This is a genomic window from Synechococcus sp. A15-62 (genome assembly GCF_014280075.1).
Taxonomy (GTDB): Bacteria; Cyanobacteriota; Cyanobacteriia; order PCC-6307; family Cyanobiaceae; genus Parasynechococcus.
This window is the reverse complement of record NZ_CP047950.1, coordinates 772,631-796,579: the sequence shown is the minus strand read 5'-3', so window position 1 is coordinate 796,579 and position 23,949 is coordinate 772,631. Positions and strand designations below refer to the sequence as shown.

General features: G+C 62.9%; 24 protein-coding genes and 3 tRNA genes. 13 read left to right on the top strand and 14 right to left on the bottom strand.

All coding sequences use genetic code 11. The features are described 5' to 3' along the window. Nucleotides 1-45: 45 nt before the first annotated feature. Complete coding sequence (locus tag SynA1562_RS04360; RefSeq protein WP_186494887.1) at nucleotides 46-984, bottom strand: RpoD/SigA family RNA polymerase sigma factor; 939 nt, start codon at nucleotides 982-984, stop codon at nucleotides 46-48. 179 nt (nucleotides 985-1,163) lie between these two features. Next, the gene (locus SynA1562_RS04355) at nucleotides 1,164-2,693 is read right to left on the bottom strand and encodes an NAD(P)H-hydrate dehydratase (RefSeq protein ID WP_186494886.1); all 1,530 of its coding nucleotides are present in this window, start codon (nucleotides 2,691-2,693) and stop codon (nucleotides 1,164-1,166) included. Between the two features lie 51 nt (nucleotides 2,694-2,744). Between SynA1562_RS04355 and mnmA the strand changes: the two genes are divergently transcribed. Next, nucleotides 2,745-3,896 carry a tRNA 2-thiouridine(34) synthase MnmA gene (gene mnmA, locus SynA1562_RS04350; protein ID WP_186494885.1) on the top strand — a complete coding sequence of 384 codons (1,152 nt, stop codon included), beginning with the start codon at nucleotides 2,745-2,747 and terminating at the stop codon, nucleotides 3,894-3,896. Here mnmA and SynA1562_RS04345 read toward each other — a convergent pair. Further along, nucleotides 3,848-5,260: an apolipoprotein N-acyltransferase gene (locus SynA1562_RS04345; protein ID WP_186495310.1), complete on the bottom strand. Its 1,413-nt coding sequence runs from the start codon at nucleotides 5,258-5,260 to the stop codon at nucleotides 3,848-3,850. The two genes, mnmA and SynA1562_RS04345, sit on opposite strands and share 49 nt — an antisense overlap. 53 nt (nucleotides 5,261-5,313) lie before the next feature. On the opposite strand from SynA1562_RS04345, the gene SynA1562_RS04340 reads away from it, so the two are divergent. The 4 genes from SynA1562_RS04340 to sodX are packed head-to-tail and all read left to right on the top strand — an operon-like array spanning nucleotide 5,314 to nucleotide 7,193. After that, a complete protein-coding gene (locus tag SynA1562_RS04340) occupies nucleotides 5,314-5,643 on the top strand; it encodes a phasin family protein (protein WP_186494884.1) in 330 nt (109 codons plus the stop codon). 51 nt (nucleotides 5,644-5,694) lie between these two features. After that, nucleotides 5,695-6,294: an FKBP-type peptidyl-prolyl cis-trans isomerase gene (locus tag SynA1562_RS04335; RefSeq protein ID WP_186494883.1), complete on the top strand. Its 600-nt coding sequence runs from the start codon at nucleotides 5,695-5,697 to the stop codon at nucleotides 6,292-6,294. A 42-nt stretch (nucleotides 6,295-6,336) separates the two neighbouring features. Further along, nucleotides 6,337-6,810, top strand: coding sequence for a superoxide dismutase, Ni (gene sodN / locus SynA1562_RS04330; RefSeq protein WP_186494882.1), 474 nt, complete (start codon nucleotides 6,337-6,339; stop codon nucleotides 6,808-6,810). A gap of 50 nt (nucleotides 6,811-6,860) precedes the next feature. Next, complete coding sequence (gene sodX / locus SynA1562_RS04325) at nucleotides 6,861-7,193, top strand: nickel-type superoxide dismutase maturation protease (RefSeq protein WP_186494881.1); 333 nt, start codon at nucleotides 6,861-6,863, stop codon at nucleotides 7,191-7,193. Here the strand turns inward: sodX and SynA1562_RS04320 are convergent. The 6 genes from SynA1562_RS04320 to SynA1562_RS04295 all read right to left on the bottom strand — a co-directional run bounded on the left by SynA1562_RS04320 (nucleotide 7,176) and on the right by SynA1562_RS04295 (nucleotide 11,486). Further along, the gene (locus SynA1562_RS04320; RefSeq protein ID WP_011363864.1) at nucleotides 7,176-7,844 is read right to left on the bottom strand and encodes a hypothetical protein; all 669 of its coding nucleotides are present in this window, start codon (nucleotides 7,842-7,844) and stop codon (nucleotides 7,176-7,178) included. The genes sodX and SynA1562_RS04320 overlap by 18 nt on opposite strands. Nucleotides 7,845-7,897: 53 nt before the next feature. Further along, the gene (gene trpC, locus SynA1562_RS04315) at nucleotides 7,898-8,785 is read right to left on the bottom strand and encodes an indole-3-glycerol phosphate synthase TrpC (protein WP_186494880.1); all 888 of its coding nucleotides are present in this window, start codon (nucleotides 8,783-8,785) and stop codon (nucleotides 7,898-7,900) included. A 40-nt stretch (nucleotides 8,786-8,825) separates the two neighbouring features. Further along, complete coding sequence (lpdA, locus tag SynA1562_RS04310; protein ID WP_186494879.1) at nucleotides 8,826-10,268, bottom strand: dihydrolipoyl dehydrogenase; 1,443 nt, start codon at nucleotides 10,266-10,268, stop codon at nucleotides 8,826-8,828. Further along, nucleotides 10,265-11,095 (bottom strand): RNA methyltransferase, encoded by an 831-nt coding sequence (locus SynA1562_RS04305; protein WP_186495309.1) that lies wholly within the window; start codon nucleotides 11,093-11,095, stop codon nucleotides 10,265-10,267. Before SynA1562_RS04305 ends, lpdA begins: the two co-directional genes overlap by 4 nt. Before the next feature lie 26 nt (nucleotides 11,096-11,121). Then, nucleotides 11,122-11,370: a hypothetical protein gene (locus tag SynA1562_RS04300; RefSeq protein WP_186494878.1), complete on the bottom strand. Its 249-nt coding sequence runs from the start codon at nucleotides 11,368-11,370 to the stop codon at nucleotides 11,122-11,124. 32 nt (nucleotides 11,371-11,402) lie between these two features. Beyond that, nucleotides 11,403-11,486, bottom strand: a tRNA-Leu gene (locus tag SynA1562_RS04295). A gap of 151 nt (nucleotides 11,487-11,637) precedes the next feature. Here SynA1562_RS04295 and murA point away from each other — a divergent pair. The 5 genes from murA to SynA1562_RS04270 all read left to right on the top strand — a co-directional run bounded on the left by murA (nucleotide 11,638) and on the right by SynA1562_RS04270 (nucleotide 16,007). Continuing rightward, nucleotides 11,638-12,939, top strand: a complete 1,302-nt coding sequence (gene murA, locus SynA1562_RS04290) for a UDP-N-acetylglucosamine 1-carboxyvinyltransferase (protein WP_186494877.1) — start codon at nucleotides 11,638-11,640, stop codon at nucleotides 12,937-12,939. A 33-nt stretch (nucleotides 12,940-12,972) separates the two neighbouring features. Continuing rightward, nucleotides 12,973-13,055 (top strand) — tRNA-Leu (locus SynA1562_RS04285). A 13-nt stretch (nucleotides 13,056-13,068) separates the two neighbouring features. Beyond that, the gene (locus SynA1562_RS04280; RefSeq protein WP_186494876.1) at nucleotides 13,069-14,250 is read left to right on the top strand and encodes an aspartate aminotransferase family protein; all 1,182 of its coding nucleotides are present in this window, start codon (nucleotides 13,069-13,071) and stop codon (nucleotides 14,248-14,250) included. After that, on the top strand, nucleotides 14,251-15,465 hold the full coding sequence (locus tag SynA1562_RS04275) for a folylpolyglutamate synthase/dihydrofolate synthase family protein (RefSeq protein WP_186494875.1): 1,215 nt from the start codon (nucleotides 14,251-14,253) through the stop codon (nucleotides 15,463-15,465). Between the two features lie 68 nt (nucleotides 15,466-15,533). Next, nucleotides 15,534-16,007 carry a pentapeptide repeat-containing protein gene (locus SynA1562_RS04270; RefSeq protein WP_255445772.1) on the top strand — a complete coding sequence of 158 codons (474 nt, stop codon included), beginning with the start codon at nucleotides 15,534-15,536 and terminating at the stop codon, nucleotides 16,005-16,007. Nucleotides 16,008-16,010: 3 nt separating this feature from the next. Here SynA1562_RS04270 and SynA1562_RS04265 read toward each other — a convergent pair whose 3' ends face one another. From SynA1562_RS04265 to SynA1562_RS04255, 3 genes are read right to left on the bottom strand one after another with little or no spacing between them, the layout of a single operon-like run. Then, nucleotides 16,011-17,360: an FAD-binding oxidoreductase gene (locus SynA1562_RS04265; RefSeq protein ID WP_186494873.1), complete on the bottom strand. Its 1,350-nt coding sequence runs from the start codon at nucleotides 17,358-17,360 to the stop codon at nucleotides 16,011-16,013. An 18-nt stretch (nucleotides 17,361-17,378) separates the two neighbouring features. After that, nucleotides 17,379-18,656: an amidohydrolase family protein gene (locus SynA1562_RS04260; protein ID WP_186494872.1), complete on the bottom strand. Its 1,278-nt coding sequence runs from the start codon at nucleotides 18,654-18,656 to the stop codon at nucleotides 17,379-17,381. Beyond that, nucleotides 18,656-19,045: a DUF4359 domain-containing protein gene (locus SynA1562_RS04255; protein ID WP_186495308.1), complete on the bottom strand. Its 390-nt coding sequence runs from the start codon at nucleotides 19,043-19,045 to the stop codon at nucleotides 18,656-18,658. The genes SynA1562_RS04260 and SynA1562_RS04255 overlap by 1 nt, the downstream gene beginning before the upstream one ends. An 84-nt stretch (nucleotides 19,046-19,129) precedes the next feature. On the opposite strand from SynA1562_RS04255, the gene SynA1562_RS04250 reads away from it, so the two are divergent. After that, nucleotides 19,130-19,202, top strand: a tRNA-His gene (locus SynA1562_RS04250). Nucleotides 19,203-19,205: 3 nt separating this feature from the next. On the opposite strand, the gene SynA1562_RS04245 is transcribed toward SynA1562_RS04250, so the two are convergent. Both SynA1562_RS04245 and SynA1562_RS04240 read right to left on the bottom strand, forming a co-directional pair. Then, the gene (locus tag SynA1562_RS04245) at nucleotides 19,206-20,288 is read right to left on the bottom strand and encodes a DUF1611 domain-containing protein (protein WP_186494871.1); all 1,083 of its coding nucleotides are present in this window, start codon (nucleotides 20,286-20,288) and stop codon (nucleotides 19,206-19,208) included. Continuing rightward, nucleotides 20,288-21,376 carry a mandelate racemase/muconate lactonizing enzyme family protein gene (locus SynA1562_RS04240; RefSeq protein WP_186495307.1) on the bottom strand — a complete coding sequence of 363 codons (1,089 nt, stop codon included), beginning with the start codon at nucleotides 21,374-21,376 and terminating at the stop codon, nucleotides 20,288-20,290. The genes SynA1562_RS04245 and SynA1562_RS04240 overlap by 1 nt, the downstream gene beginning before the upstream one ends. Before the next feature lie 74 nt (nucleotides 21,377-21,450). Between SynA1562_RS04240 and miaB the strand changes: the two genes are divergently transcribed. Together miaB and SynA1562_RS04230 are read left to right on the top strand one after the other, a co-directional pair. Then, the gene (gene miaB, locus SynA1562_RS04235; RefSeq protein WP_186494870.1) at nucleotides 21,451-22,845 is read left to right on the top strand and encodes a tRNA (N6-isopentenyl adenosine(37)-C2)-methylthiotransferase MiaB; all 1,395 of its coding nucleotides are present in this window, start codon (nucleotides 21,451-21,453) and stop codon (nucleotides 22,843-22,845) included. Nucleotides 22,846-22,896: 51 nt separating this feature from the next. Next, entirely contained in the window at nucleotides 22,897-23,949 is a 1,053-nt protein-coding gene (locus SynA1562_RS04230; RefSeq protein WP_186494869.1) for a D-alanine--D-alanine ligase family protein, read from the top strand.

Genomic DNA, 23,949 nt, shown 5'->3' with positions numbered 1-23,949 from the left:
TTCAGCTGACCTGGATCAACCGAATCAATCGACTCCCGTGGCGGCTCAGATGCCGCTCGGAAGCCGTCGGGTGAGATTGCGCAACTTCCGCAGCGCCTTGAGTTCAACCTGACGCACCCGCTCGCGGGACACCTCCATCAAGCGTCCGATTTCAGCAAGCGTGTGACGCTCGTTGCCCTCAAGCCCGAAGCGCATGCGCAGAACGTGCTGCTCCTGCTCGCTCAGATGACTCAGCCAGCGGCCCAGCTGCTCGTGATGAATCCGCTGTTCAACGATGTCGAGCGGTTCATCAAGGGATGAATCAGCGATCAGATCCCCAAGGAAACTGCGACCCTCCTCACCGTTGACGGGAGCATCCAGGCTGCTGGTGGTGAGCGCCTGGCGCAGCAGCGAATCCAGCTCATCCAAGGGGATATCCATGGCTTCAGCGATCTCCACACGGCTGGGCATGGCGCCGAGCTTGTGGGCCAGATCAAGACTGACCTTGCGAATCGTGGTGAGCCGCTCACTGAGATGAACGGGAAGACGAATCGTGCGCGACTGGCAGGCAATCGCCCGGGTCATGCTCTGGCGGATCCACCAGAAGGCATAGGTGGAAAACTTGTAACCGCGGGTGGGATCAAATTTTTCAACAGCACGCTCCAGGCCCAGTGAGCCCTCCTGAATCAGATCGAGCAATTCCAGACCCTTGCCTTGATATTTCTTGGCGACGCTGACCACAAGACGAAGGTTGGCCTTCATCATCCGCTCTTTGGCGCGGCGACCGATCCTCAGAAGACGGCGCTGTGCCGTGGTGAGTTCTCCATCCTCGAACTCACGAGAACCGTCTTCGGTGAGGGCCATCATCGCCTGCACCTGATTGCCCAGCTCGATTTCTTCGGCTGGGGTCAGCAGTGGAATTCTGCCGATGGTGGCGAGATACCAACTGACGGGGTCGCTGCTGCGCCGACGTTGCGTCTCCAGCGGCTTGGAAGCTGTGGACACCTTGGGTGCTGCGGAAGTGAGTTGACTTTCCTACGAACAGAAAGAATGTCGAAGTGTTTTCAGCAACCCTTCAGATTCAGAACAGCAAACCGCAACATTTCAGATTTGCGAAAGATTTAAAAACCAAGAAAAGCTCTTTTGGGACCTGCACGCCGAGGCAATCAAAACGAATCATTTATTCAGACTTCGTTGAACATCGTTGTTTGCTTTTTCTGACACCGCGCTGTATTGATTTTCAAACAATCCGCAATCGTTGAAGCATCACTGGATCGAGCACGAGCTGCCGCCAAACCGTGCAAAGCCGCAGCGGCAGCGAAGCTTTCAAGCCCGGGCTGCTGCTGTGCCGCAACTCCCTGGGCGCCCCAACCGATGACGAAACCGGCCAGAAGATCGCCCAGACCCGTGCGGGCCACCCGGGGGGATGTGCCGGCCAGCACCACCGCCGCACCCGATGGATCAGCCAGCACGGAATGCGCACCCTTCAGCAAAATGCAGCAACGGCTGCAGCGGGCCGCGGCGATCGCCTTCTCAAGCGCATCACCCGCATCACAGTCTGGAAACAACTGGGAAAACTCAGCCGCATGGGGTGTCAGACATGTCGGCCCCCGCCGCTTCAACAACCAGCGCCACCCCTGAGGGCTGGCCGCCAGGCCATTGAGGCCATCGGCATCGAGCACCAGCAAACCGGCAACGCTGAGCATCTGCTCCGACCACTGGCTCCACCAATGGGTGGACTCCCCCAGCCCGGGACCGACCAAAACCGCATCCAGCCGCTCTGGAATCACCCCGTCCTCCAGTTGCATCGCCTCCGGCAACACCTGCCACAAGCTGGATTGAAGACGGGGCGGCACAACGGCCTGAACGCAGCCGCAGCCGCAGCCACTGGCCATGGCACCCCGCAGCGCCAGATGTGCTGCGCCGGGGTAGCGATCACTGCCAGCCACCACCAGGCAGCGGCCCCGTTCGTACTTCATCGCCGTGGGCGGCAACGGCGGTAACGGGGCCGAGCAGGACTCGCTCACCGGTAGACGGCGCGGCAAGACCGCTGCGGCGTTGCCCAACACCGCAGACGGCAACCCCAGATCAATCCGCACCAATGCTCCAACCCAGGAACGGGCCGGGTCCAGAGACAACCCGCGCTTCAACCAGCCAACACTGAGGGTGACCGAGGCACAGGCCGCCTGCTCGCCCAACACGGTTCCCTGGTCGGAGCAAAGGCCCGACGGCACATCCAGGCTGATCAAGGCCCCTGGCCGAAGCTGCTGGCGGCGCCGGAACAGGTCCGCCAAGAGCTCTGGCAGCGGCCGACTCTGGCCGAGCCCGAAGACCGCATCCAGCCACAGTTCGGATCCGCCTGGATCGGGCTCTTGAATCCGTTGGCGCAGACCAAGCCACTCCCCGTGGCGCAGATGTTCAGCGGTGAGGGTCTTGCGAATCGGCAAGGGACACCACAACGACACCTCGATGCCAGCCAGGTGCAACTCCCGGGCCACCACCAGACCATCGCCACCGTTGTGACCCGGTCCCACCAGGACAACCACGCCATGGCGCAGCAGATCCCGGCGTGCCAGAAGCCAAGCCGCCATGGCCAGCCCCACCTTCTCCATCAAGGCGGCGACGGGCATTCCGCTCTCGAACAACCTCTGTTCCGCAGCCCCCATGGACGCGGCATCCACCAGCACGTGATCGGAATCAGCGGGAGGCCACACCAGTTGAAGGTTGCCGGGACCTCACTATGGAGAGAACTCCCTGCGCCGCCCATGGCCGTCGGATCCACCACAACCCGCGCTGGAGAGGCTGCTCTTGAGCGCCTCAGGCAATGGCCCGGGGAGCATCGTGTGGCCGTTGGTCTCTCTGGAGGCGTCGACAGTTCCCTGACGGCGGCACTGCTGGTGGAAGCGGGCTGGCAGGTGGAAGGCCTGACCCTCTGGCTGATGAGCGGGAAAGGAGCCTGTTGCGCCGAGGGGCTGGTGGATGCGGCCGGCATCTGTGAACAGCTGGGCATTCCCCACCACGTGGTGGACACGCGCGAAACGTTCCAACAGGAAATCGTTCAACGGCTGGTGGATGGCTATCGCGATGGGATCACGCCGTTGCCCTGCTCCCAGTGCAATCGATCGGTGAAATTCGGACCGATGCTCGATTGGGCTCTGCAGGAGCGCAAACTGCCCCGCATCGCCACTGGCCACTACGCCCGGATCCGCCATGGCGGCGATCGAGGGCGACATCAGCTGCTGCGGGGCCTCGATACCCGCAAAGACCAGAGTTACTTCCTCTATGACCTGCCCCAGGAGGTTCTTGGACGCATCGTTTTTCCCTTGGGGGAGCTGACCAAACCCGACACGCGACTCGAAGCCGCCCGCCACGGTCTGCGCACCGCAGAAAAACCGGAGAGCCAGGATCTTTGCCTGGCTGACCACCACGGATCGATGCGGGCGTTCCTGGATGCCTATCTGCCACCGCGGCAGGGGGAAATCGTGCTGGCGGACGGGACTGTTGTGGGCGAGCACGACGGCATTGAACACTTCACCATCGGTCAGCGCAAAGGGCTCGGTGTGGCCTGGCGCGAGCCCCTTCACGTCATCCGCCTTGACGCTGCCATGAATCGGGTGGTCGTGGCACCCCGGGCCGAGGCCGGCCGAGACAGCTGCGTGGTGGGTGCGGTGAACTGGGTCTCAATTGACCCGATCGAGGCGCCGCGAACCGTTGAGGTGCAGGTGCGCTACCGCAGTACGCCGGTGCGTGCGGAGCTTTCACCCCTTCCAGCAACCGAAGCAGATCAGCAGCGGGACCGGCCCCACCGCTGCCGTCTCAGCTTTGAGGAGGAGCAGTTCTCGATCACACCAGGCCAGGCGGCTGTGTTCTACGACGGTGAAACCGTTCTGGGTGGGGGGCTGATCCAACGGGAATAGGGCGTGACGCGCTGACGCACCTGAACGACGGCCTCGGCGACCCCAGGGGCTTCCGGCGCTAACAACCTCTGCACCGACCCGTTGGCCGAAATCAGCGCCGTGGGGCCCGTATTGCCAACGCTGAGCAGATCCCGTCCTGTCTCGATCGCCCGTAACTGCGCGAGAGCCAGAAACTGCTCCTGCAATTGGAGCGGATAGGGGTCGAGATTGGCGATAGCCAGGAGCCAGGTCGCTCCATCGGCAGCGGCGCGGGCCAGAGCCAGACCATCGGCGATCTCGTAGCAGATCGCAACGGCCGCAGGGGGTTCCACCACCGCCATCGTTCTCGGGGCCGGACCGGGGGACAGTCCCCCCACCGCAGACAGTCCCGCCGTCAGCCCGGCAGGAAGAGGCGGAATCCATTCCCCGATCGGCACGAGACGGTGCTTGTCTGCCAGAGGAACGGGAAACCAGTCGGACGGCTCGTAAAGCAACAAGGAACTTCGTTGCTGACCCCGCACCCAACGGAATCCGCCACTGATCAGAGGAACGGCTGGAGCTTCGGCCGGCAGCTGAAAACGCGCCGGAAGCGCTCCCTCCGGAGCAACCACAGCGGCTGGATTGTTGGGCTCCAGCTGACGCATCGCATCCACCAGAGCCATTGGAAGCGCCTGTTGACGTTCCAGATCGAATTTTTCTCGGGTGGGAACGGCGGGTTGCCAGACCCCCAGAGCAACGGAGCCGACCGGCGGCGGCGCCGACAACAGCCAGCTGCCCAAACCATGGGCTAGAAGCACACTGGCCAATCCGAGCATGCCCCAGCGACGCCAGGCAGCGGGTTGCTCGAACAGCGCCAGCAGGCAGCAGCCCCAGCACAACTGCAGCCATGTCAGCCCTCCGGAACCGAACCAGCGGGCCAATCCCGCCAGGGGACGGTCCCAGGGCAGGGTGGTGCCGCCGACGCCGATCCAGAACAGCGGCGAGCCCGAAAGCACCAGTTCGGCCAGGGCCCAGACCCCGGCCAGCAACATCAGCCGCACTGGACGCGGCCAGTGATGAGGCAGCCACCGCGCCAGCACAGACCATCCGGCCAGAAGCAGAGCGGCAAGGCTCCCGCAGGCCAGCCAGATGGCCAGTGCCACAGGCAGGCTCAGCCAGGCGGGGACGCCCATCCAGGTAAGTGGATGCAGGGCCAGAAGCCAACTGTGACTGATTAAAACGGCCAGCAGTCCCCAGCCGGCCGACCACCGGGGACGCTCAGCCACGGACCAGAGCAGCGCCAGGGCGGGGACCATCAGCAATGGCCCGCCAAGGGATGGAGCCACGCCGGCCAGGACGCCGCCAAGCAGCGCCCGCGATCCGGCCTTCAGTTGGTGATTGCCCATGGTCAGCAGTCCCGGCCGAAGGCATCCTGGATCGGACCCGCCCACCTGTCGCCATGGATGCCGCGAATCCTCTCCAGCAACTGCTGCTCCGCGGCCTGGGCACCACCACCCTCGTTGCTGAGCGTCTGCGCGGCGTCACCCAGAACTGGGTGAGCAGTGGCCGGCTGGATCCGAATGAAGCATCCGCTCTGGTGGACGACGTGCTCAAGGCCCTGCGCGGTGAAACCCCCGAGCTGGAACAGCAGGTGGGGCGCAACCTGGAACGCAACCGCGACAACCTGCTCCAGGACTTTGGTGTTCCCAGCCAGAAGGAAGTGGACGAGCTGCGCGGTCGCATTGATCGCCTCGAGCAACAGCTGCGGCAGATGAACCGGCCTGAATGAACGCCGACGCCGCGGACCGGAGGTCAGAATCAGCGCAACAGAAGCCTTTCCGTGCGCGACATCATCATCAGCACAACGGTCTGTGTGGCCTGCCTGCTCCTGGCGCTGGTCAGCCAGATCGTGGCCCCCTCCACCGTTTCCGCAGCCCCGGTGCAACCTGCTGCCGTTCGCAGCGAAGCTTCGAAACCCAAACAGGCGTTGAGCTTCGAACTCGACCCTGACGACCCCAACCCGACTCTTTTCGCCATGGCCAACGATTCCGCTTCCGCAGACGCATCAGCTCTCGGTGGCCCCCTCGATGCCCCCGACACCACCATCACCGCCAGTGGTCTGAAAATCATTGAGTTGGAGGTGGGCAGCGGCGAAGAGGCCACCCCCGGCCAAACGGTTGTGGTGCATTACCGCGGCACCCTGGAAGACGGACTCCAGTTCGATGCCAGCTACGACCGGGGCACACCCTTCAGCTTCCCCCTCGGGGCTGGTCGGGTGATCAAGGGTTGGGATGAAGGTGTTGCCGGCATGAAAGTTGGTGGCAAACGCAAGCTGGTGATCCCTTCCGACCTGGCCTACGGAAGCCGGGGCGCCGGTGGCGTGATTCCCCCCAACGCAACCTTGATCTTCGAGGTGGAACTGCTCGACGTGAAGAAGTGAGCGGAAGCTAGGCTCAACCCAAGCCAATTCCGCTCTGAACCGATGCTGCGCTCGGCCCTTTCCGCCCTTGCATGTGCACTCCCTGCCCCCGTGGCAGAAGCCCATTGCGACGGTCCTTGTGGCGTGTACGACCCGGCTTCCGCTCGTGTGGCAGCCGAAGCCGTGCTGTCCATGACCAAAAAGCTGAAGGCGATGGAAGCTCCCGCCTCTGGTGCCGCTGCTGCCCTGGCCGCTTACAACAACACCTTCGGCCGCTACGTGGCCATCAAAGAAGAGGAAGCACAGAAGACCAAGAAAGAGCTGTTGATCCTCTGGACCGACTACTTCAAGCCCGATCACCTGGCCACCTTCCCCGACCTGCACTACACCTTCTGGAAAGCAGCCAAACTCTGCAGCGCCTGCAAGGTGAACATCGATCAGGCCAAGGCCGAGGAACTGATGGCCGCCGTTGAGAAAATCCACGGCATGTTCTGGCAATCCAAGGGCCGTTCCGACGCCTGGGTCACCGCATCCTGAGTTCGAACAGAACCAATCCCTCCATCGCAGCAGCAGGTCTTCGCGACCTGTTGCTGCTTTTTTGTGGCCGACGCCTGCTTCTTCGCATCGAAGGACGATCGATGCAACCCACCCTTGAACCCGGAGATCGGGTTCTGGTCAGGCGGCTGGGACGGAAGACCGCACCCTGCCTGGGATCCGTGGTCGTGACCTGGCATCCCCAGCGCAGCAAGCTGCGCCTGATCAAGCGTCTGAAGAGCGTTGAGGAAACGGGGCTTTGGTTGCTGGGAGACAACCCAGGCGAAAGCACCGACAGCCGCCAACTTGGAGCTGTGCCCACAAGCCTGCTGATCGGCGAAGTGGTGGGTCGGTTGCCGCGTAGGGAATCAGAACAGAGCCGGTGAGGTCTTCTGCAGCCAGATGGCCCCGGTGATGATCGAGAGAGCACCCGTACCGCCCACAAGAAAAGGCATCAGCCGGGCACCGCTGCGGAGCGTGAGGAACGACACCACAGACACCACGGCCACCATGGCGCCAATGGATCCAAGCAAGTAAGCCACGAGGTAGCCCACAGCGGCGTGGGGCGGCAGGGCCAACGCAGGGATCACTGCAAGCAGGTGACTGGCCCCCGCCAGGCCATGCAGCAAGCCCAGGCCGGAGGAGGCGTGGACGTGGCGACGGTGGTTGCTGGCGCCGCGCACATGCAAGTGAAGATGACGATGCTCTGCGGCACCGTCGTGGCGGTGCTGATGGGTGTGCAGTTCCAGCCCGAACGCCGTGCGGACGGCCAGGGCACCCACCACCAGCAGGGCAACACCCACCAAAAATTCCGCCCAAGACGACATCGCCTCCACATGGGCCAGGTCTTTCAGACCAATGGCGATCAACGCAAGAACCACGACTCCGGTGGAGTGACCAGCACCCCACGCCAGGGCGTGACGAAAGGCGGCCCATGGCTTGCTCAGGGAGAAAGGCGCCATGGCCACCAGGTGATCAGCACCACCCACGACATGAACGGCCCCGGCTGCAACACCGGTCAAAAGGCTAATCAGCACAAAGAACCGCCTGAATGTCGCAATTCTGCATCAGCAGTGAAACGGCAACGGCCTTAACCGGCCTGGATCAACTGCACCAGACCAGCTTCAACATCCTGCTGCCGCATCAAGGCTTCCCCCACCAGCACAGCCCCCGCACCGGCGGCTTGCACGCGATCGAGATCGGCCCGGCTGAACAGACCCGATTCACTCACCAGCAGCACCCCCTGTTGCTTCAACCGGTCGTTGAAGTCGACCAGCAGCCGCTCGGTCGTGGCCAGATCCGTCTCGAAGCTGGTGAGATCGCGGTTGTTGATTCCGATCAAGGGAAAGCCGCCAATGTTGAGCACCCGGTCCATTTCGGTGGCGTCATGAACCTCCACCAGCACGGTGAGGCCCAGTGCCGCCGCAGCCTTGTTGAGATAACGAAGATCCTGATCCGAGAGGATGGCAGCGATCAGCAGCACCGCATCAGCCCCGGCCGCTCTGGCCTGGAACAGCTGGTAAGGGCTCAGCACAAACTCCTTGCAGAGCAGAGGCAGGTCAACGGCCTGACGCACCTCCACCAAGACATCAAAGCCGCCCTGGAAGAAGGTCTTGTCGGTGAGCACCGAGAGGCAGCTTGCACCACCAGCGGCATAGGCCTTAGCAATCGCCACCGGGTCGAAATCCTCACGGATCACCCCTTTGCTGGGGCTCGCTTTTTTCACCTCAGCGATCACCGCAGGTTTCGTGGCGGCCGCCTGAAGCGCCCCCAGGAAATCCTTGGTGGGAGGAAGCTTGGCAATCTGCTGCTTCAGGTTGTCGAGGGGAACCTTTTCGCGGGCGGCATCGATCTCACGGTCTTTTTCCCAGACAATTTTCTCGAGAATGTGACGCGGTTCCTCGTCATCGTGGGGCACCGCATATTCGAGATGGGCCACCCTCACCTTGGGGTTGGGGGGACGACGGCGGATCTCCATAGAAGAGGAAAAAGACTGGAACGAAAAACGTGGGGCGGGATCAGGCGGCCACCTGGGCGGCAGCCTGCTTGTAAGCAACCTCCACCACCTCGCTGAGGGTTGGGTGGGTGTGCACTTCGGTGGCGAGCTGACGCACGCTCTGGCGCCGGGCAACGGCATTGGCCACCTCCTGGATCAGGTCGGCGGCGTGAAGCCCATAGATGTGGGCGCCAAGCACTTCACCGCTGGTTTTGTTGAACAGCAGCTTCATCAGGCCATCGCTGTCCAGTTCAGCCAGAGCTTTGGAATTGGCCTTGAAGTAGCTGCGAACGGAACCGAGCTGGAAGCCATCCTTCTCTGCCAAAGCTTTGGCATCCGCCTCGGTCAGGCCAACCGAGCTGATCTCGGGATGGGTGAAGGTGGCCGCCGGAATGCTCCGGTAATCGATCTCGCGCGCATGGCCAAGGATGTTGTCCACCGCAACGGTGCCTTGGGCAGCAGCCGTGTGGGCCAGCATCAGCTTGCCGGTTACATCGCCCACGGCCCAGAGATGAGGAACAGGCTGGTCGTTGACCAGAACGCGCATGGCGTCGTCGATCGGGACGAAACCATGGTTCGTTTCCACATTCAGCGACTCCAGGTTGAGACCCTTGCTGCTGGGAACACGCCCTGTGGCCACCAGAACGGCATCCACCTCAAGGGTCTCCACCAGTTCACGGCTGTTGAAATCAGCCAGTTCGATCTGCACCGGACAGCCCGGGGTGACCTTGCGGGCCAGCAGACCGGAACGCGCATCGATATCACGACCATCAATCAAATGACGCCCAGCGATCTTGGCGATGTCGGGATCAAAGGTGGGCATCACCTTGTCCATGGCCTCGATCATCGTCACCTCGCAACCGAGGGCGGTGTACACATCAGCGAATTCAAGGCCGATGTAACCGCTGCCGATGATGGCGATCCAGCGGGGCAGCCATTCCAGGTTGATGGCCTCGTCACTGGTGAACACCGTGCGGCCATCGGTTTCGATGCCTGGCGGAACAAAGGGATCTGATCCGGTGGCGATGATCACGTCCTTGGCGGTCAGCACCCTGTCGACCCCGCTGGGTTCCCGCAGTCCCACCTTCTGGCTGCCCTCAAGACGGCCGTGCCCACGAAGGATGGTCACCCCGGCCCGTTCGAGGGTTTTGGTGAGGTTGGTGCGGATGGTCTGAACCAGCTGATTGGCGTGATCAGCGATCTTCTGCCGCTCGAACCGGACGGGAGCAGCGTGAATGCCGAAGCTCGAGAGGTGTTTGTCGTCTGCCAGTTCCCGCACCTTTCCACTGGCGGCCAGCAGCGCCTTGGAGGGCACGCAGCCCCGGTTCACACAAGTGCCACCCATGTCGCGGGATTCAACGATCGCCGTCTTCAAGCCGTGCTCGGCGGCATGTTTGGCAGCATCGAAGCCGCCGTAGCCGGCTCCAATAACAATGACGTCGAAGTCGAAGCTGGCGTCGCTCACCCGAACTGCTGCGATGTGGCGGTCATTGTCGCTCTTCGCCGCTCCAGAAGGAGAGGAACAGCGGCAGACGCCACATTCAGGGATTCCACCCGTGCGCTATGGGGGAGCGTGACGGCATGGGTGCAGCAGGCCTGCAGATCCGGATGCAGACCTGCGCCCTCGGTTCCCAGCACCAGCGCCGTCGGCAGCGTCCAGTCGAGATCCCAATAGGGAATCGGAGAAGCTTGGGTCGAATCGGGCACCAGGGTGGCCACCACTTGCACACCCAAAGCTGCCAGCTGCTTCAGTTCCTGCCGAAGCTGTGAAATCGCCATCGCTTCGCTGGGTCCAAAGCGTTGATGCGGCAGTTGAAGCAGAGCACCGGCAGAGGCCCGCAACACCTTCGTGCCAAGGGGATCAACGCCAGCCCCCATCCAAACCGCGTTGAGGTCAGCGGCCAGGGCCGTGCGCAGCAACGTGCCCAGATTCCCTGGATCCTGAATCCGATCCAGAACCAGGAGGAAGTCCAGCTCTGGTGGGACGGCGGGCAGTCGATCCAGGGGGCTCAGGCAGGCAACGCCATCAGGTGTGACTGTTGTGAGAGCAGCCCGCAACACCTCATCTGTGACGATCCGCAATCGCGCCTGGACACAACGTTCAGCCAGGGCCGGATGACCTTGCCACCAGGCTTCAGTCGAGATGATTTCAACGGGTGCGTTGCCCTGCCTGAGAACTTCCTGCAACAGGTGGGTGCCCTCGAGAAGCAACAGCCCCTCGGCCTCTCGCCCAGCACGGGTGGCCAGGGTTCGCAGCCGTTTGACCAGGGGATTACGTCGGCTGCTGATCAGGGGGAAAGAGGAATCCAGAGAACGACTCAGAACGCTGCGTGTTTGCGCACGTTCAGGCCCTTGTGAACGCTCAGATCTTCTCCGTCGAGCTCGAGGCCATTGATGGCTGCGATTTCGCCTTTGATTCCTTCCGCTGCCAGATTTTCAATCATCTTTTTAATCACCTGATCTTCGACGGTTGCATGGTCGATGGAATCAGGGGTGAGAAACTCAAGAAATTTCCCCACCTTCGAAGCAACGACTTCCGAAGCGTTGGAAATTTTCAGAACGATCATGGTTGTCGGGTGTCGTTACCCGACAAAGTTAGTGCGGATGGGGAGACTTGAACTCCCACGATGTTGCCACCACTAGTACCTGAAACTAGCGCGTCTACCAATTCCGCCACATCCGCTGGCGTGTCGTTTTCGACCGCAAGACCATAGGCCATCGCCGATCCCTGACGGCCCCAGCCGCTCGTAACAAACTGTCCACTTTGAACGCCGGCCGTCTAGACGGTCTCAAAAACTGTTGCCAAACTCCGGACATAGGGGATCAGCTCACCGATGATGGCCGTTGCAGAAGCGTCTCAGGAGAGTCTCAAGCAACGCCTCAATGTCAGCGGTGGCAATGGCTTGAAGGGGACACTTCGCGTCAGCGGTGCGAAAAACTCTGCTCTGGTGCTGATGACAGCCAGCCTCCTCAGCGAGGAGACCATTGAGCTGACCAACATTCCCTCTCTCACAGATATCGATGGCATGAGTGCCATCCTCGAATCTCTGGGGGTTCAAGTCGACAGGCAGTCGGATTGCATTCGCCTCACCGCAGCCGAGCTCAGTGGCTCGGCCCCTCCCTACGAACTGGTCAACAGCCTGCGCGCCAGTTTCTTCAGCATTGGTCCGCTGCTTGGACGCCTGGGACACGCTCGGGTCCCTCTCCCTGGAGGGTGCCGTATCGGGGCTCGTCCCGTGGTGGAGCACATCCGCGGACTCAAAGCCCTCGGTGCCGTCGTCAATGTCGAGCACGGGATTGTCACGGCCTCAGTGCCCGGCAGCAAAAAACGCCTTACGGGCGCTCAGATCGTGCTCGACTGCCCCAGCGTTGGCGCCACCGAAACCATTCTGATGGCAGCGGTTTTGGCCGATGGGGTCTCCACCATTGAAAACGCTGCTCAGGAACCTGAAGTGCAGGACCTGGCCAACCTGCTCAACAGCATGGGAGCCCAGGTCAGCGGCGCTGGCGGCCCGATGATCACCGTTCAAGGCGTAGAGCGTCTCCGTGGTTGCAGCAACTACCCGGTGATCCCGGATCGCATCGAAGCCGGAACATTCCTGATGGCGGCGGCAATCACGCGCTCACCACTGGTGGTGGAGCCCGTCATTCCCGAACACCTCAGCGCTGTGATCCAAAAACTTCGTGATTGCGGCTGCTCCATCGAGATCAAGGGGAGGGCCGTGACGATCACCCCTGGCGAGATCACGGCCGTGGACATCACCACCCAACCGTTCCCCGGGTTTCCAACCGATCTCCAGGCACCGTTCATGGCCCTGATGTGCACCGCGAAGGGCACCAGTGTGATCAGCGAAAAGATCTACGAAAACCGTCTGCAGCATGTGGCCGAACTGCAGCGCATGGGGGCATCGATTCGACTCGAGGGCAGCACCGCCATCGTTGAAGGAGTGGCTCAGCTGAGCGCAGCTCCCGTCACCGGCACCGACCTCCGTGCAGCCGCAGCCATGGTGCTGGCTGGCCTCTCCGCCAAAGGAATCACCGAAGTGGCTGGTCTGAAGCACCTGGACCGGGGCTACGACGACCTCGAAGCCAAGCTCAGCACTGCTGGCGCTGAGGTGAAGCGCAACATCCCCTGAAGTGGGGCCCTTCAATCAATACAATCCCTGTGCGGGAGCCTGGCGGAATTGGTAGACGCAGCTGACTCAAAATCAGCCGGCCACTGGTCTTGGGGGTTCAAGTCCCCCGGCTCCCATCCCTCCGCTGTGATGAACACCTACGGCCGGTTCCCTTTGGCTCTGGCCCAAGGGAACGGCTGCTGGGTCAAGGACACTCAAGGCAGGCGCTACCTGGATGCCGTCGCCGGCATTGCCACCTGCACCCTGGGCCACAGCGACAGGGCTATGCAGCGGGCTCTGCGAAAGCAGCTGGGACGGCTCCAGCACGTGTCCAACCTCTATCGGATTCCGGAACAGGAAGAGCTGGCCAGCTGGCTGGTGAACAACAGCTGTGCCGACAGCGTCTTCTTCTGCAATTCCGGCGCCGAGGCCAATGAAGCCGCGATCAAGCTGGCCCGCAAACACGGCCATCAACGGCGCGGTATCGAACAGCCCGTGATTCTCACGGCAGCAGCCAGCTTCCATGGCCGCACGCTTGCGGCGGTCACCGCCACGGGTCAACCCAAGTACCACAAGGGTTTTGAACCCATGGTGACCGGGTTTGATTATTTCCCTTACAACGATCTGAAGGCCCTCGAAGCCCTGATCAACCGCTACGAACAGGCCGGCCCCTCGATCGCGGCCGTTCTGGTTGAACCCCTGCAGGGGGAGGGTGGCGTCAACCCTGGAGATCGCGTTTTCTTTTCACGCCTGCGCGAGATCTGCACGGAGCGAAACATCCTGCTGATCCTTGATGAAGTTCAGGTGGGCATGGGGCGGAGTGGACGCCTCTGGGGCTATGAGCAGCTGGGCATCACCCCTGACGCCTTCACCCTGGCCAAGGGCCTGGGCGGTGGCCATGCCATTGGTGCCTTGTTGGTGAATGCATCAGCTGATGTGTTCGAACCCGGCGACCACGCCAGCACCTTCGGAGGCAATCCTTTCGCCTGCAGAGCGGGGTTGACAGTGGCCACCGAAATCGAACGCCGCGATCTGCTGACCAACGTCACAGCCCGTGGCGAACAACTGCGCAATGGACTCCAAGAGCTCGTGAACTGCTTCCCGGAGCACCTGCAAGGCGTGCGCGGCTGGGGCCTGCTGCAGGGCATCGTGATCCGGGAAGGCAGCAGTTGGACGGCACCCGCGCTGGCGAAAGCCGCCATCGATCACGGCCTGCTGCTCGTGGCGGCCGGCCCCTCAGTGCTGCGCATGGTGCCCCCACTGACCATCAACAAGCGCGAGGTGCGCGAACTGCTGCGCCGTCTGGCGACAACCCTCTCCAGCCTCAGCTGAGTGGACGATCTGTCTGATCTGATCCCGCGCTTCGATCTGCGTGGCATGGATCTGCAGTTGGATCGCATGGATGCGGCCCTGCGCGAGCTCGACCATCCCTGTCGGACGATTCCAGCGATCCAGGTGCTGGGCACCAACGGGAAGGGTTCCATCGTCAGCTTTCTGGAATCAGCCCTTTGTGCCGCTGGCCTCCGCTGCGGTGTCACCACCTCCCCCCACCTGGTGAGCTGGTGCGAACGCATCCGGATCCAGGGGAAACCCATTGCGATTGAAACCCTGCGCAGCCGGTTGCAGGAACTCCAGCCGCTGAACGAACGGCATCGGCTCACTCCGTTTGAACTGCTGGTGACCGCCGCCTTGTTGGAGTTCCAACAGCACGCCTGCGAGCTGCTGGTGCTGGAGGTTGGGCTGGGGGGACGGCTTGATGCCACCACGGCCCATCCCTGCCGTCCTGTCGTGGCCGTCGCCAGCATTGGCCTGGACCACTGCGAGCACCTGGGCCACAGCCTCACCGCCATCGCAACTGAAAAAGCGGCAGCAATCCCGCCTCAGGCTACCGTGATCAGTGGCGCCCAAGCCCCTGAAGTGCGGGACGTCCTGGAGACAACCTGCCGGACCCAGCAGGCCAGGCTCCACTGGGTGAAGCCCCTGGATCCAATCTGGCAACTGGGCTTGCCCGGCGCCATTCAGCGCAGCAACGCCGCTGTGGCCCTTGGTGCCCTGCAAGCCCTCTCGGGCTTGAGCTGGACGTTGCCTGAGGCTGTGATTCAGGAGGGCTTCGCCACAGCCCACTGGCCCGGTCGGCTGCAAAGCGTGCGTTGGGGTGACCACAGGCTTCGCCTTGATGGAGCCCACAATCCACCGGCCGCAGTGCAACTGGCCGAAGAACGCAGCCTCTGGAGCCATGCCGCCAATGGTGTGGTGTGGATCCTGGCAATCCAGGCCCACAAGGACGCTGTCGCCATGCTCCGGACGCTGCTACAGCCGCAGGACCAGGCCTGGATCATTCCGGTGCCAAGCCACAGGAGCTGGAACCGGTCGGCCCTCCTCCAGGAACTGCCTCAGCTCGAGCACCAGATGCAGGAGGCCGACAACCTCGAAACCGTGCTGCACCAGCTCAGCAGCAATGGATGGCCGACACCGGTGCCAATTGTTGCCGGATCGCTGTATCTGATCGGTGACCTGTTCGCTCGCGGCGTTGTAACGGCAGAGTGAGCACAGCTTGCGCGTGAACTGTGCTGCGAATCTCCTGGTTGCTGGGCCTTCTCCTGCCCCTCCTGCTCATGGCATCACCTGCCCAGGCCCTGGACACCTCAGCTGGAGTGGGTCTGCAGGACCGCGCCCTGTTCCAGGAAAAGGTGGATTACACGCTCACCAACCAGAGCAATGGCGATTTCGAAGGACAGAACCTGGCCAATACATCCTTCGCCGGAGCCGTGGGCCGCGGTGCGAATTTCCGGGGCGCCAACCTGCATGGAGCAATCCTCACCCAAGGGGCCTTCGCCGAGGCTGATTTCCAGGGTGCTGACCTCTCCGATGCCCTGATGGACCGCGCCGACTTCGTCGCCACCGATCTCCGCAATGCCGTCCTGACCGGGATCATTGCGTCGGGCAGCAGCTTCAGCAACGCTCAGATCGAGGGGGCCGATTTCACTGACGCCCTGCTCGATCGAGATGATCAACGCCGACTGTGCGGCGAGGCAGATGGCATCAATCCCAGCACCGGAGTTGCCACATTCGACAGCTTGGGCTGCTGATCCTCAGGTGCGCTCCTCCCATCCCCGAAGCTTGCCAGGATTAAGCAGGCCGGCATGGTCAAATCGCATCTTGGCCGCCACCTGATCGGCATCGATCACACCAAGGCCGCCGTCTTCCACGGTGATCACGTGGGGGTTGAACAACACCGCACCCGCGGCCCTGCAGTCGTCCATCAACCGGTTCAGCTGATCCGCCCCCTGCCAACGCACCAACGGCAGCGCCGCCAGACGGGGACTGCCCTGCTGACGCACAAGCTCAAGATGCCAGAGCAGGGCATCACCCCAGCGCTGCTTCAGTGCCCCCATCGCTGGGGCCTCCGGTTGCGGCAACAGCATCTGCAGGTAGGTCCATCCCGGCTCTGAAGCCCTTACATGCAGGGTGGTGTGGTTCCAGCTCAGCTCGCGCAAGCCATTGCCCCCGGAGAGATCCTCAGGGCCGAGATCCCGCAGGATGGCGCCGGCTGACTGCGCCATCCGATGCAGGCTGTTAAGCCCATCGGGGGCGACGAGCAACAGAAGACGGTGCGCCGAGACGGCAGGTCCACCCCAGCTGGGCAAACGCGACAGCAGCGGCTGTTCCAGCAGGCTCGCCAGATGGAGATCCAAGGCCGAGGCAGCGATCCGTTGCATCAGCTCAATCGCCTGCTCCCAGTGCTCGCAGTCGACACTCACCTGGTGCCAGTTGACCGCTGGAGCTGTGGCCAGGCTGAGGGCCGTGATGATGCCGTTGGTGCCATAGGCGTGATTCAAGGCCTCAGCATCCATCTCGCCGAGTTGATGGCGCTGGGCATCGGCACGTAGCGGCACGATCTCCAACCCGAGCAGATGGCCTGGATCCCGCAGAAAGCCCCAGCGCAGCGAACCGATGCCCCCGGAGCCCCCTGCCACAAAGCCACCGATGGTGGCGCTGCGCCAGGTGCTGGGCATCAAGCGCAGCTGGCGTCCATGCCGGCGCAACTCCTGATCCAGATCGCGCATCACACAGCCCGGTTCCACGGTCACCACCCCGGTGATCGGATCAATCGAGCGGATCTGCCGCAGGGCCGTGGTGAGCATCACCACACCGCCCTGCAGAGGCACACACTGGCCGTAGTTCCCTGTCCCGGAGCCGCGCAGGGTTAAGGGAACCTGGTGCTCAGCGCAGGCCGAAGCCAGCCGTTCAACGGCATCCACCGTGCGCGGGCGGACCACCAACTCAGCACGGCAGGCCTCCAGCCGCGGCGTCAGAACGGGTGAGTACTCAAAGGCGTCCCGGGAATGGCGCTGCAGCTCCCCCGGTTCCTCCAACAGCTCCAGTTCCGGAACAGCACTGAGGGCTTGCCGCAGGGCAATCAAGGCTTCGGCGCGACCCATGGCGTGGCGGAACACTGGTCAGGGTCTAGCGCCCGGTGACGACTGCCAGTGGCCGTCCACAAGAACCTGACGCTGGGGAGCAGAGCGGATCAGGTCCGACCATCCCTGGCCCTCCATGCAGATCAGATCGGCTGGAGCACCAGCCCGCAGCACTCCATCCCACTCCAACTGAAGAATGGCGGGCGGTGCCGTGGTGAAGGGGGCCAAGCCCAGGCGCTGCCAGGGGAGCAACTGGGTCAAAGGCATCGATGCGGCCAGCAGGGCCAAGGGATCGAAGTCACCTCCCGGGAACCAGGGGTCGGCCACGTTGTCACCCGCCACCGCCACCGGAACACCACAACGTTGCAACTGACGGATCGGAGCCTGCGGACGCTGAAGTGGTGTGGCGTGATCCGCCCGCGCCAGCAACCAGGCATTGGTGAGGGGAAGCGCAATCACACTGAGCTGCGCTGCTGCCATGCGCTCTGCCAATCGCATCAGGCGTGACGCCGGCAGCAGGGAAAGACTGCTGGCATGGCTGCAAGTAACGGGAACCTGCACCGGCACGCGCTGCAGAGCCTTCAGCAGCTGAACCATTCCCTCCGCCGGGCCGTGATCCGCCTCATCGATGTGCAGATCGACACCGCAGTTGTGGCGATCTGCCAGGCGCAACAACGCCTCCAACTGCTCGGTGACCAGAGCCGATCCACAAGGAGGGGTCAGCACACCACCAAGACAGCCGCCACTGGCGGCCACACGACGCGCCAGAGCATCCGCTTCAGCTGAACACCAGAATTCCAAGGGCACCAGCGCCACCAGCTGGAGATCAATGCGGGTGCGCCAGCGCTGCTGCAGGGTGAGCAAGGCCTCCCAACTGGGCTCAGCACCGGGGCCTCCACTGTCCACATGGCTACGCATGGCCCGCAGACCATTGGCGAATGCCCTCTCCATCGCGCGCTCTCCGCGTTGAAGCACACAGGCCACGGTTCGGCTGCTGTGCTCCCGCAGGTTGGCCTCCAGGGCACCGCCATAGCTGCCGCTGAGGTTTGGATGCTCCTGCCAGGTGTAGGCCTTGTCCAAATGGACATGGCAGTCGACCAAGCGCGGCAGCACCATCCGAGAAGGAGACACGTGTTCGGCGGCCAGGGGCATGGGCTCCCTCAAGCGCCCTTGATGCCAGGCAAGCCGCACAGGCGTCAGCCCTTGCTTCTCGCCATCAGGCAGGGGCGCTGAAGGGGCGAAATCCAGCAGTCCCAGGGGTGCCCAGGCCTCAAGGGAACCACTCCCCGGCTGGGTCTCAAGCGACGGGGTGTCCATCACCGCTCAGCACCATTGCTGGCATCGGTGCGGAGGACGACGAAACGACCGGCCACACCAAGGCTGAGCACTTCAAAACCAGGCAGGCGCAGACCCGGCAACATCTCCTTCCGTTCCATCCGCGTGGAATAAAGACTGGCCACAAACAGGTTGCGGCGGGTGGTGAACTGGCCTGCCAATGCCCCCAGTGCATCCCGCTGGGAGGCAATCAGTTCAGGGCAATTGCGAATCCAGAGACGCAGGACCATCGGCAGGGTTGGTTCGTCGCACAGTTCCTTGGTGCCCAACCGGACCAGCTGGTCTCCGGCATGGGCCTGATAGTCCTCCAACGATGGGTTGGATACCACCAGCGACAGCACCCCGGCCGCCGCAATCCCCCCCGCCAACATCGCCAGAGCAGAACGACCTTGCGGACGCGATGAACGTGACACCAGGCAGGCTGCAGCTCGTGTTGGTAGATTCTCACGGACGCGGCGGGCGTCGCCAAGTGGTTAAGGCAGCGGCTTGTGGCGCCGCTATTCGGGGGTTCGAATCCCCTCGCTCGCCCTTCTAACAATTCAACAAAGCGTCCAGGAGAGGTTCTGCACCCCAGCGGATTGGATCCGTGCAGGGCAGACCCAGGGTTAGGCGAATGCGCTCCACCTCCTCTCGAGCCTGAGCCTCATCAAGGCGTGCTGTGTTGAGGGCGACAGCGGCCACCTTGGCTGGCTCACCGGCCCCATCAGGCCGAGCCCAACTTGCCAGGGTTTCGGTGGTGGCCACCAAAGCCTCCAGGCTGGGGAGAGGAATCTGAGGAAGCCGGTCGATGGTCTGCTGTGCTGCCCGATGCACGAGCAACAGAGCCGTCGGCTGGGTGCCGCGCAACAGGGGCAGGGTGGCTGTTGAGGCCGGATGGCAGAGCGACCCCTGCCCCTCCACCAGCACAAGGCCCTGCTTCGGTAGAGCATCCGCGGCCCGAAGCACCGCCGCCTCCACCGCACCGGCGGCGTAATCAATGCGCACAGCATCCAGGGCGACCCCTTCCCCGCTGATCAGGATTCCCGCCTGACCTGTCCCCACAAAGCGCGCGGGAATCCCGGAGCGTTGGGCCGCCTCCAACAAAGACAGGCATGCGCTCATCTTGCCGACAGCCATATCGGTGCCAACCGCCAGAAACCGCCGACAAGGGAGTGCTGCGGCGCGTGCCTGGCCAACGTTGAGACCTTCCGGCTCCCGGCGAAGATCCCAGATCCAACGGTCAGGCCAGCAGGCTTCTGCCAGCTCAGGATTATCGGCCAGCCGGGTGTGGAGTCCGCTGGCGAGGTGAAGGCCGGCGCGCAACGCCGCCAAGGCGTCGTGGCGGACAGGATCAGGTAGCCGCCCCCCCGAGGGAGCCAGGCCGACCACAGCAACCTCAGGCTCGTAGGGCAGCGCCGCAGCCAAATCCGCCACCACCGGCACGTCCCGCTCGATACCGGTGACGCGTTGCAGAGACTGACCCGCATGGTCGGGATCGATCACAGCGACGATCGGTCCGGCACGGTGGCGGAGCATGGCCAGACCGGTCTTGCCGGTGAGGCTGGCCAATCCGCCATGTTGGAGCAGCACCAACCGCATGTCCCGAAATCCCGGCGGCGCCTGAATCCCGCTCATCACGCTTCTGTGCCTCCTGCAGGACGGATCCCCAATCCAGCCATCGCCGAAGGTCGCAAACGATCGTTCTGCAACTCAAGGCCCACAAAGGGGTCATCCACCAAGTTGAGGTGGCTGTCGAGATCCGGCCAACGAATCAGAGGCAACATCTGGGCCGCTGCGCCGTTCAACAACGAGCTGTCGGAATAACACCCCACCATCAGGTTCAGCCCCTTCGTCTGCGCCACCTGGGCCATCAGCAGGGCCTGACTGAGCCCGCCGGTCTTCAGCAGCTTGAGATTCACACCATCCACCACGGGAGCCAGGCGCAGCAGATCGTCCAGATCCCAACAACTTTCATCCGCCACCAGGGCCATCGGACATTGCGGGTGAAGCGCCGCGAATCCCGCTGTGTCCTGCGTGGGATCCAGATCGGGAGCCAGGGGTTGCTCCAGCAGCACCACCCGGTGTGCGGCCAAGGGCTCCAGCATTTGCCTGGCCTGATCCACGGTCCATCCGCCGTTGGCATCCACCTGCAGTTCGATGGCCACACCCTGCCGCTGGGATCGATCCGTGATGGCTTGGGCCACCGCCTCTAACAGGCTGAGGTCGTGGTCCAATCCATCAGGGCTGCCCAGCTTGAGCTTCACCCGCGTCGCCGGCAGCTGCGTCCACCAGCGTTGGAGACGATCCAACACGGCATCTACAGAAGCAAGTCCCAGGGTGACGCTGGTGGCCACACCCTCGGCTGGGTCCAATCCCCAGAGCCGCCACAGCGGATGGCCGAGCCGTTGGCCATGCCAGTCCCACAAGGCCAGGTCAATGGCACAACGGGCCGGGGGACTCAGGGATGCAAGCAGGGGCTCGAACCGTTGCGGACGGTGGTGATCCAGAGCTTCCAGTTGCGGCAACAGCGCCAGCAGCTCCTGCTCCACAGCCTCAAGGGCAAAGGCACGGTGGCCGGTCTCAAATCCACCGGTCTCGCCGCAACCCACCAGCCCATCACCTTCCAACCTGAGCTGCAACCGCACCACGGCAGCGGTGGTGCCCCGGCTGATCGTGAGGGGCACGGCCTTGGTGAGCGAAAACCGTGTGAGGGCCCAGCCCATCGCCATCCGGCTGTCAATCTCCAAACTGACACAACACCGCTGTGACTCACACTGAGAAGGCTTGAGCCAGAGATTTGGTCGCCTCCGCCCCCCTCGCCACTGACGCCACCACCAACCCCCAGCGGGGCAGCTATTGGATCACCACGTTCGGCTGCCAGATGAACAAGGCGGATTCCGAACGGATGGCGGGAATCCTTGAGGCCATGGGCTACCGGGAGGCGTCAGCCGAACTGGATGCCGATCTGGTGCTCTACAACACCTGCACCATCCGGGACAACGCCGAGCAGAAGGTTTACAGCTACCTCGGCAGACAGGCCCAGAGGAAACGCAGCAACCCCAATCTCACCCTGGTGGTGGCGGGCTGTGTTGCCCAGCAGGAGGGCGAATCCCTGCTGCGGCGGGTGCCGGAGCTGGATCTGGTGATGGGACCGCAACACGCCAATCGCCTGGAAACCCTGCTGCTGCAGGTGGACAGCGGTCAGCAAGTGGTCGCCACTGAAGACCACCACATCCTTGAAGACATCACCACAGCCCGCCGAGACAGCAGCATCTGCGGCTGGGTGAACGTGATCTATGGCTGCAACGAACGTTGCACCTACTGCGTGGTGCCCTCCGTGCGCGGCAAGGAACAATCACGGCTGCCCCAGGCGATCAAGCTGGAAATGGAGGGTCTCGCCGCCCAGGGCTACAAGGAAATCACCCTGCTCGGCCAGAACATTGATGCCTATGGCCGGGATCTGCCAGGCATCACGCCGGAGGGTCGCCGCCAACACACCCTCACCGATCTGCTCCATCACGTCCACGACGTGGAGGGCATTGAACGGATCCGTTTTGCCACCAGTCATCCGCGCTACTTCACCGAGCGGCTGATCGATGCCTGTGCCGACCTGCCCAAGCTCTGTGAACACTTCCACATTCCGTTTCAGAGCGGAGACAACGACGTATTGCAGGCCATGGCCCGGGGCTACACCGTTGAGCGCTACCGGCGGATCATCGACCGCATCCGTGAGCGCATGCCCGATGCCTCCCTCAGTGCCGATGTGATCGTTGCCTTCCCCGGAGAGACTGATGCGCAGTACCGCCGCACCCTCGACCTGATCGAAGAGATTGGCTTCGATCAGGTAAACACAGCGGCCTATTCACCCCGGCCCAATACCCCTGCAGCCAATTGGGACAACCAGCTGCCAGAAGAGGTGAAGGTGGAACGCCTGCGCGAAATCAATGCCCTGGTGGAACGCTGCGCTCGCAAAGCCAATGCCCGCTACGAGGGGCGCACGGAAGAAGTGCTTGCGGAGGGCATCAATCCCAAGGACCCATCACAGCTGATGGGGCGTACCCGCACCAATCGCCTGACCTTCTTCAGTGCCGCCGGCGCAGATGGTCATGCCTACAAAGCTGGCGATCTTGTTCAGGTGCGCATCGATGCGGTGCGCTCCTTTTCACTCAGCGGCAGCCCCCTGCCCCACTGAGCACAACGCTGATACGTTTGGCGCTCCCAGCGCTCAGGGGTCGCAGCATTCATGCCGTCCAGTCCCATCACGGTCGGCCTCGTCTTTGGAGGCCGCTCTGGAGAGCACGACGTTTCGATCCGATCTGCAGCGACTGTCATTCGCGGCCTGCGCAGCGGTAAAAACAACGAGCGGTACACGGTGCAGCCGATCTACATCGACCGTGATGGTCGCTGGTGGGGAACGGATCTGGCCGAGGCAACCCTGGCCTCTGAAGTCGCACCGGAGCTCACAACACCTAGGCCACCCTCAGGATTCCAGGGGTTCCCGGAGGGCTGCGATGCGATCGACCTCTGGTACCCGGTGCTGCATGGTCCCAACGGCGAGGACGGAACGATTCAGGGGTTGTTTCAGCTGACCGGCAAACCCTTCGTGGGCGCCGGCGTGCTCGGCTCAGCCGTCAGTATGGACAAACAGGCGATGAAATCTGCTTTCTCCAGCGCCGGGCTGTCCCAGGTGCCCTATGTGGCTCTTCACGCGTCGGAACTCGAGGACGCCAAGAGCCGATCGGCTCTCTTGGACCGGATTGAACGCGAACTGAACTACCCCTGTTTTGTGAAGCCCGCCAATCTCGGCTCATCAGTGGGCATCAGCAAAGTGCGTTCCCGCCAAGAACTGGAAGCGGGACTCGAGCAGGCAGCAGCACTCGATCCAAGGCTGGTGGTGGAGCAGGGCGTCAACGCCAGAGAAGTGGAATGCGCCGTTCTGGGAGGACGGACGCTCGAAGCATCGGTGATCGGGGAGGTTCGTTTTGATGCGGACTGGTACGACTATGAGACGAAATACACCGCAGGCCGCAGCACCACGTTGATTCCAGCTCCCTTGCCAGATCCGGTACGTGACCGCATCCGTGAGCAGGCCTTGCAGGCTTGCGCAGCTGTTGGCGTTAAGGGCATGGGTCGGGTGGACTTCTTCTACGACGACGCCAACGATCAGCTGTGGATCAACGAAATCAACACCCTGCCTGGTTTCACGGCCCAGAGCATGTTCCCGATGCTGTGGGCCGCCAGCGGCGTAACACTCGAACAGTTGGTGCACAAACTGATCCAAACAGCAGGAGAATGA

What these genes read in the sequence shown, in the direction of transcription:
- SynA1562_RS04340 (WP_186494884.1), top strand. Translation starts at nt 5,314, where the DNA reads ATGGATGCCGCGAATCCTCTCCAGCAACTGCTGCTCCGCGGCCTGGGC.
- mnmA (WP_186494885.1), top strand. Translation starts at nt 2,745, where the DNA reads ATGGCCGTCGGATCCACCACAACCCGCGCTGGAGAGGCTGCTCTTGAG.
- SynA1562_RS04270 (WP_255445772.1), top strand. Translation starts at nt 15,534, where the DNA reads ATGGCATCACCTGCCCAGGCCCTGGACACCTCAGCTGGAGTGGGTCTG.
- sodN (WP_186494882.1), top strand. Translation starts at nt 6,337, where the DNA reads ATGCTGCGCTCGGCCCTTTCCGCCCTTGCATGTGCACTCCCTGCCCCC.
- murA (WP_186494877.1), top strand. Translation starts at nt 11,638, where the DNA reads ATGATGGCCGTTGCAGAAGCGTCTCAGGAGAGTCTCAAGCAACGCCTC.
- SynA1562_RS04265 (WP_186494873.1), bottom strand. Translation starts at nt 17,360, where the DNA reads ATGGGTCGCGCCGAAGCCTTGATTGCCCTGCGGCAAGCCCTCAGTGCT.
- SynA1562_RS04260 (WP_186494872.1), bottom strand. Translation starts at nt 18,656, where the DNA reads ATGGACACCCCGTCGCTTGAGACCCAGCCGGGGAGTGGTTCCCTTGAG.
- SynA1562_RS04245 (WP_186494871.1), bottom strand. Translation starts at nt 20,288, where the DNA reads ATGAGCGGGATTCAGGCGCCGCCGGGATTTCGGGACATGCGGTTGGTG.
- SynA1562_RS04230 (WP_186494869.1), top strand. Translation starts at nt 22,897, where the DNA reads ATGCCGTCCAGTCCCATCACGGTCGGCCTCGTCTTTGGAGGCCGCTCT.
- trpC (WP_186494880.1), bottom strand. Translation starts at nt 8,785, where the DNA reads ATGGAGATCCGCCGTCGTCCCCCCAACCCCAAGGTGAGGGTGGCCCAT.
- SynA1562_RS04345 (WP_186495310.1), bottom strand. Translation starts at nt 5,260, where the DNA reads ATGGGCAATCACCAACTGAAGGCCGGATCGCGGGCGCTGCTTGGCGGC.
- SynA1562_RS04255 (WP_186495308.1), bottom strand. Translation starts at nt 19,045, where the DNA reads ATGTTGGCGGGGGGGATTGCGGCGGCCGGGGTGCTGTCGCTGGTGGTA.
- SynA1562_RS04300 (WP_186494878.1), bottom strand. Translation starts at nt 11,370, where the DNA reads ATGATCGTTCTGAAAATTTCCAACGCTTCGGAAGTCGTTGCTTCGAAG.
- SynA1562_RS04280 (WP_186494876.1), top strand. Translation starts at nt 13,069, where the DNA reads ATGAACACCTACGGCCGGTTCCCTTTGGCTCTGGCCCAAGGGAACGGC.
- SynA1562_RS04240 (WP_186495307.1), bottom strand. Translation starts at nt 21,376, where the DNA reads ATGGGCTGGGCCCTCACACGGTTTTCGCTCACCAAGGCCGTGCCCCTC.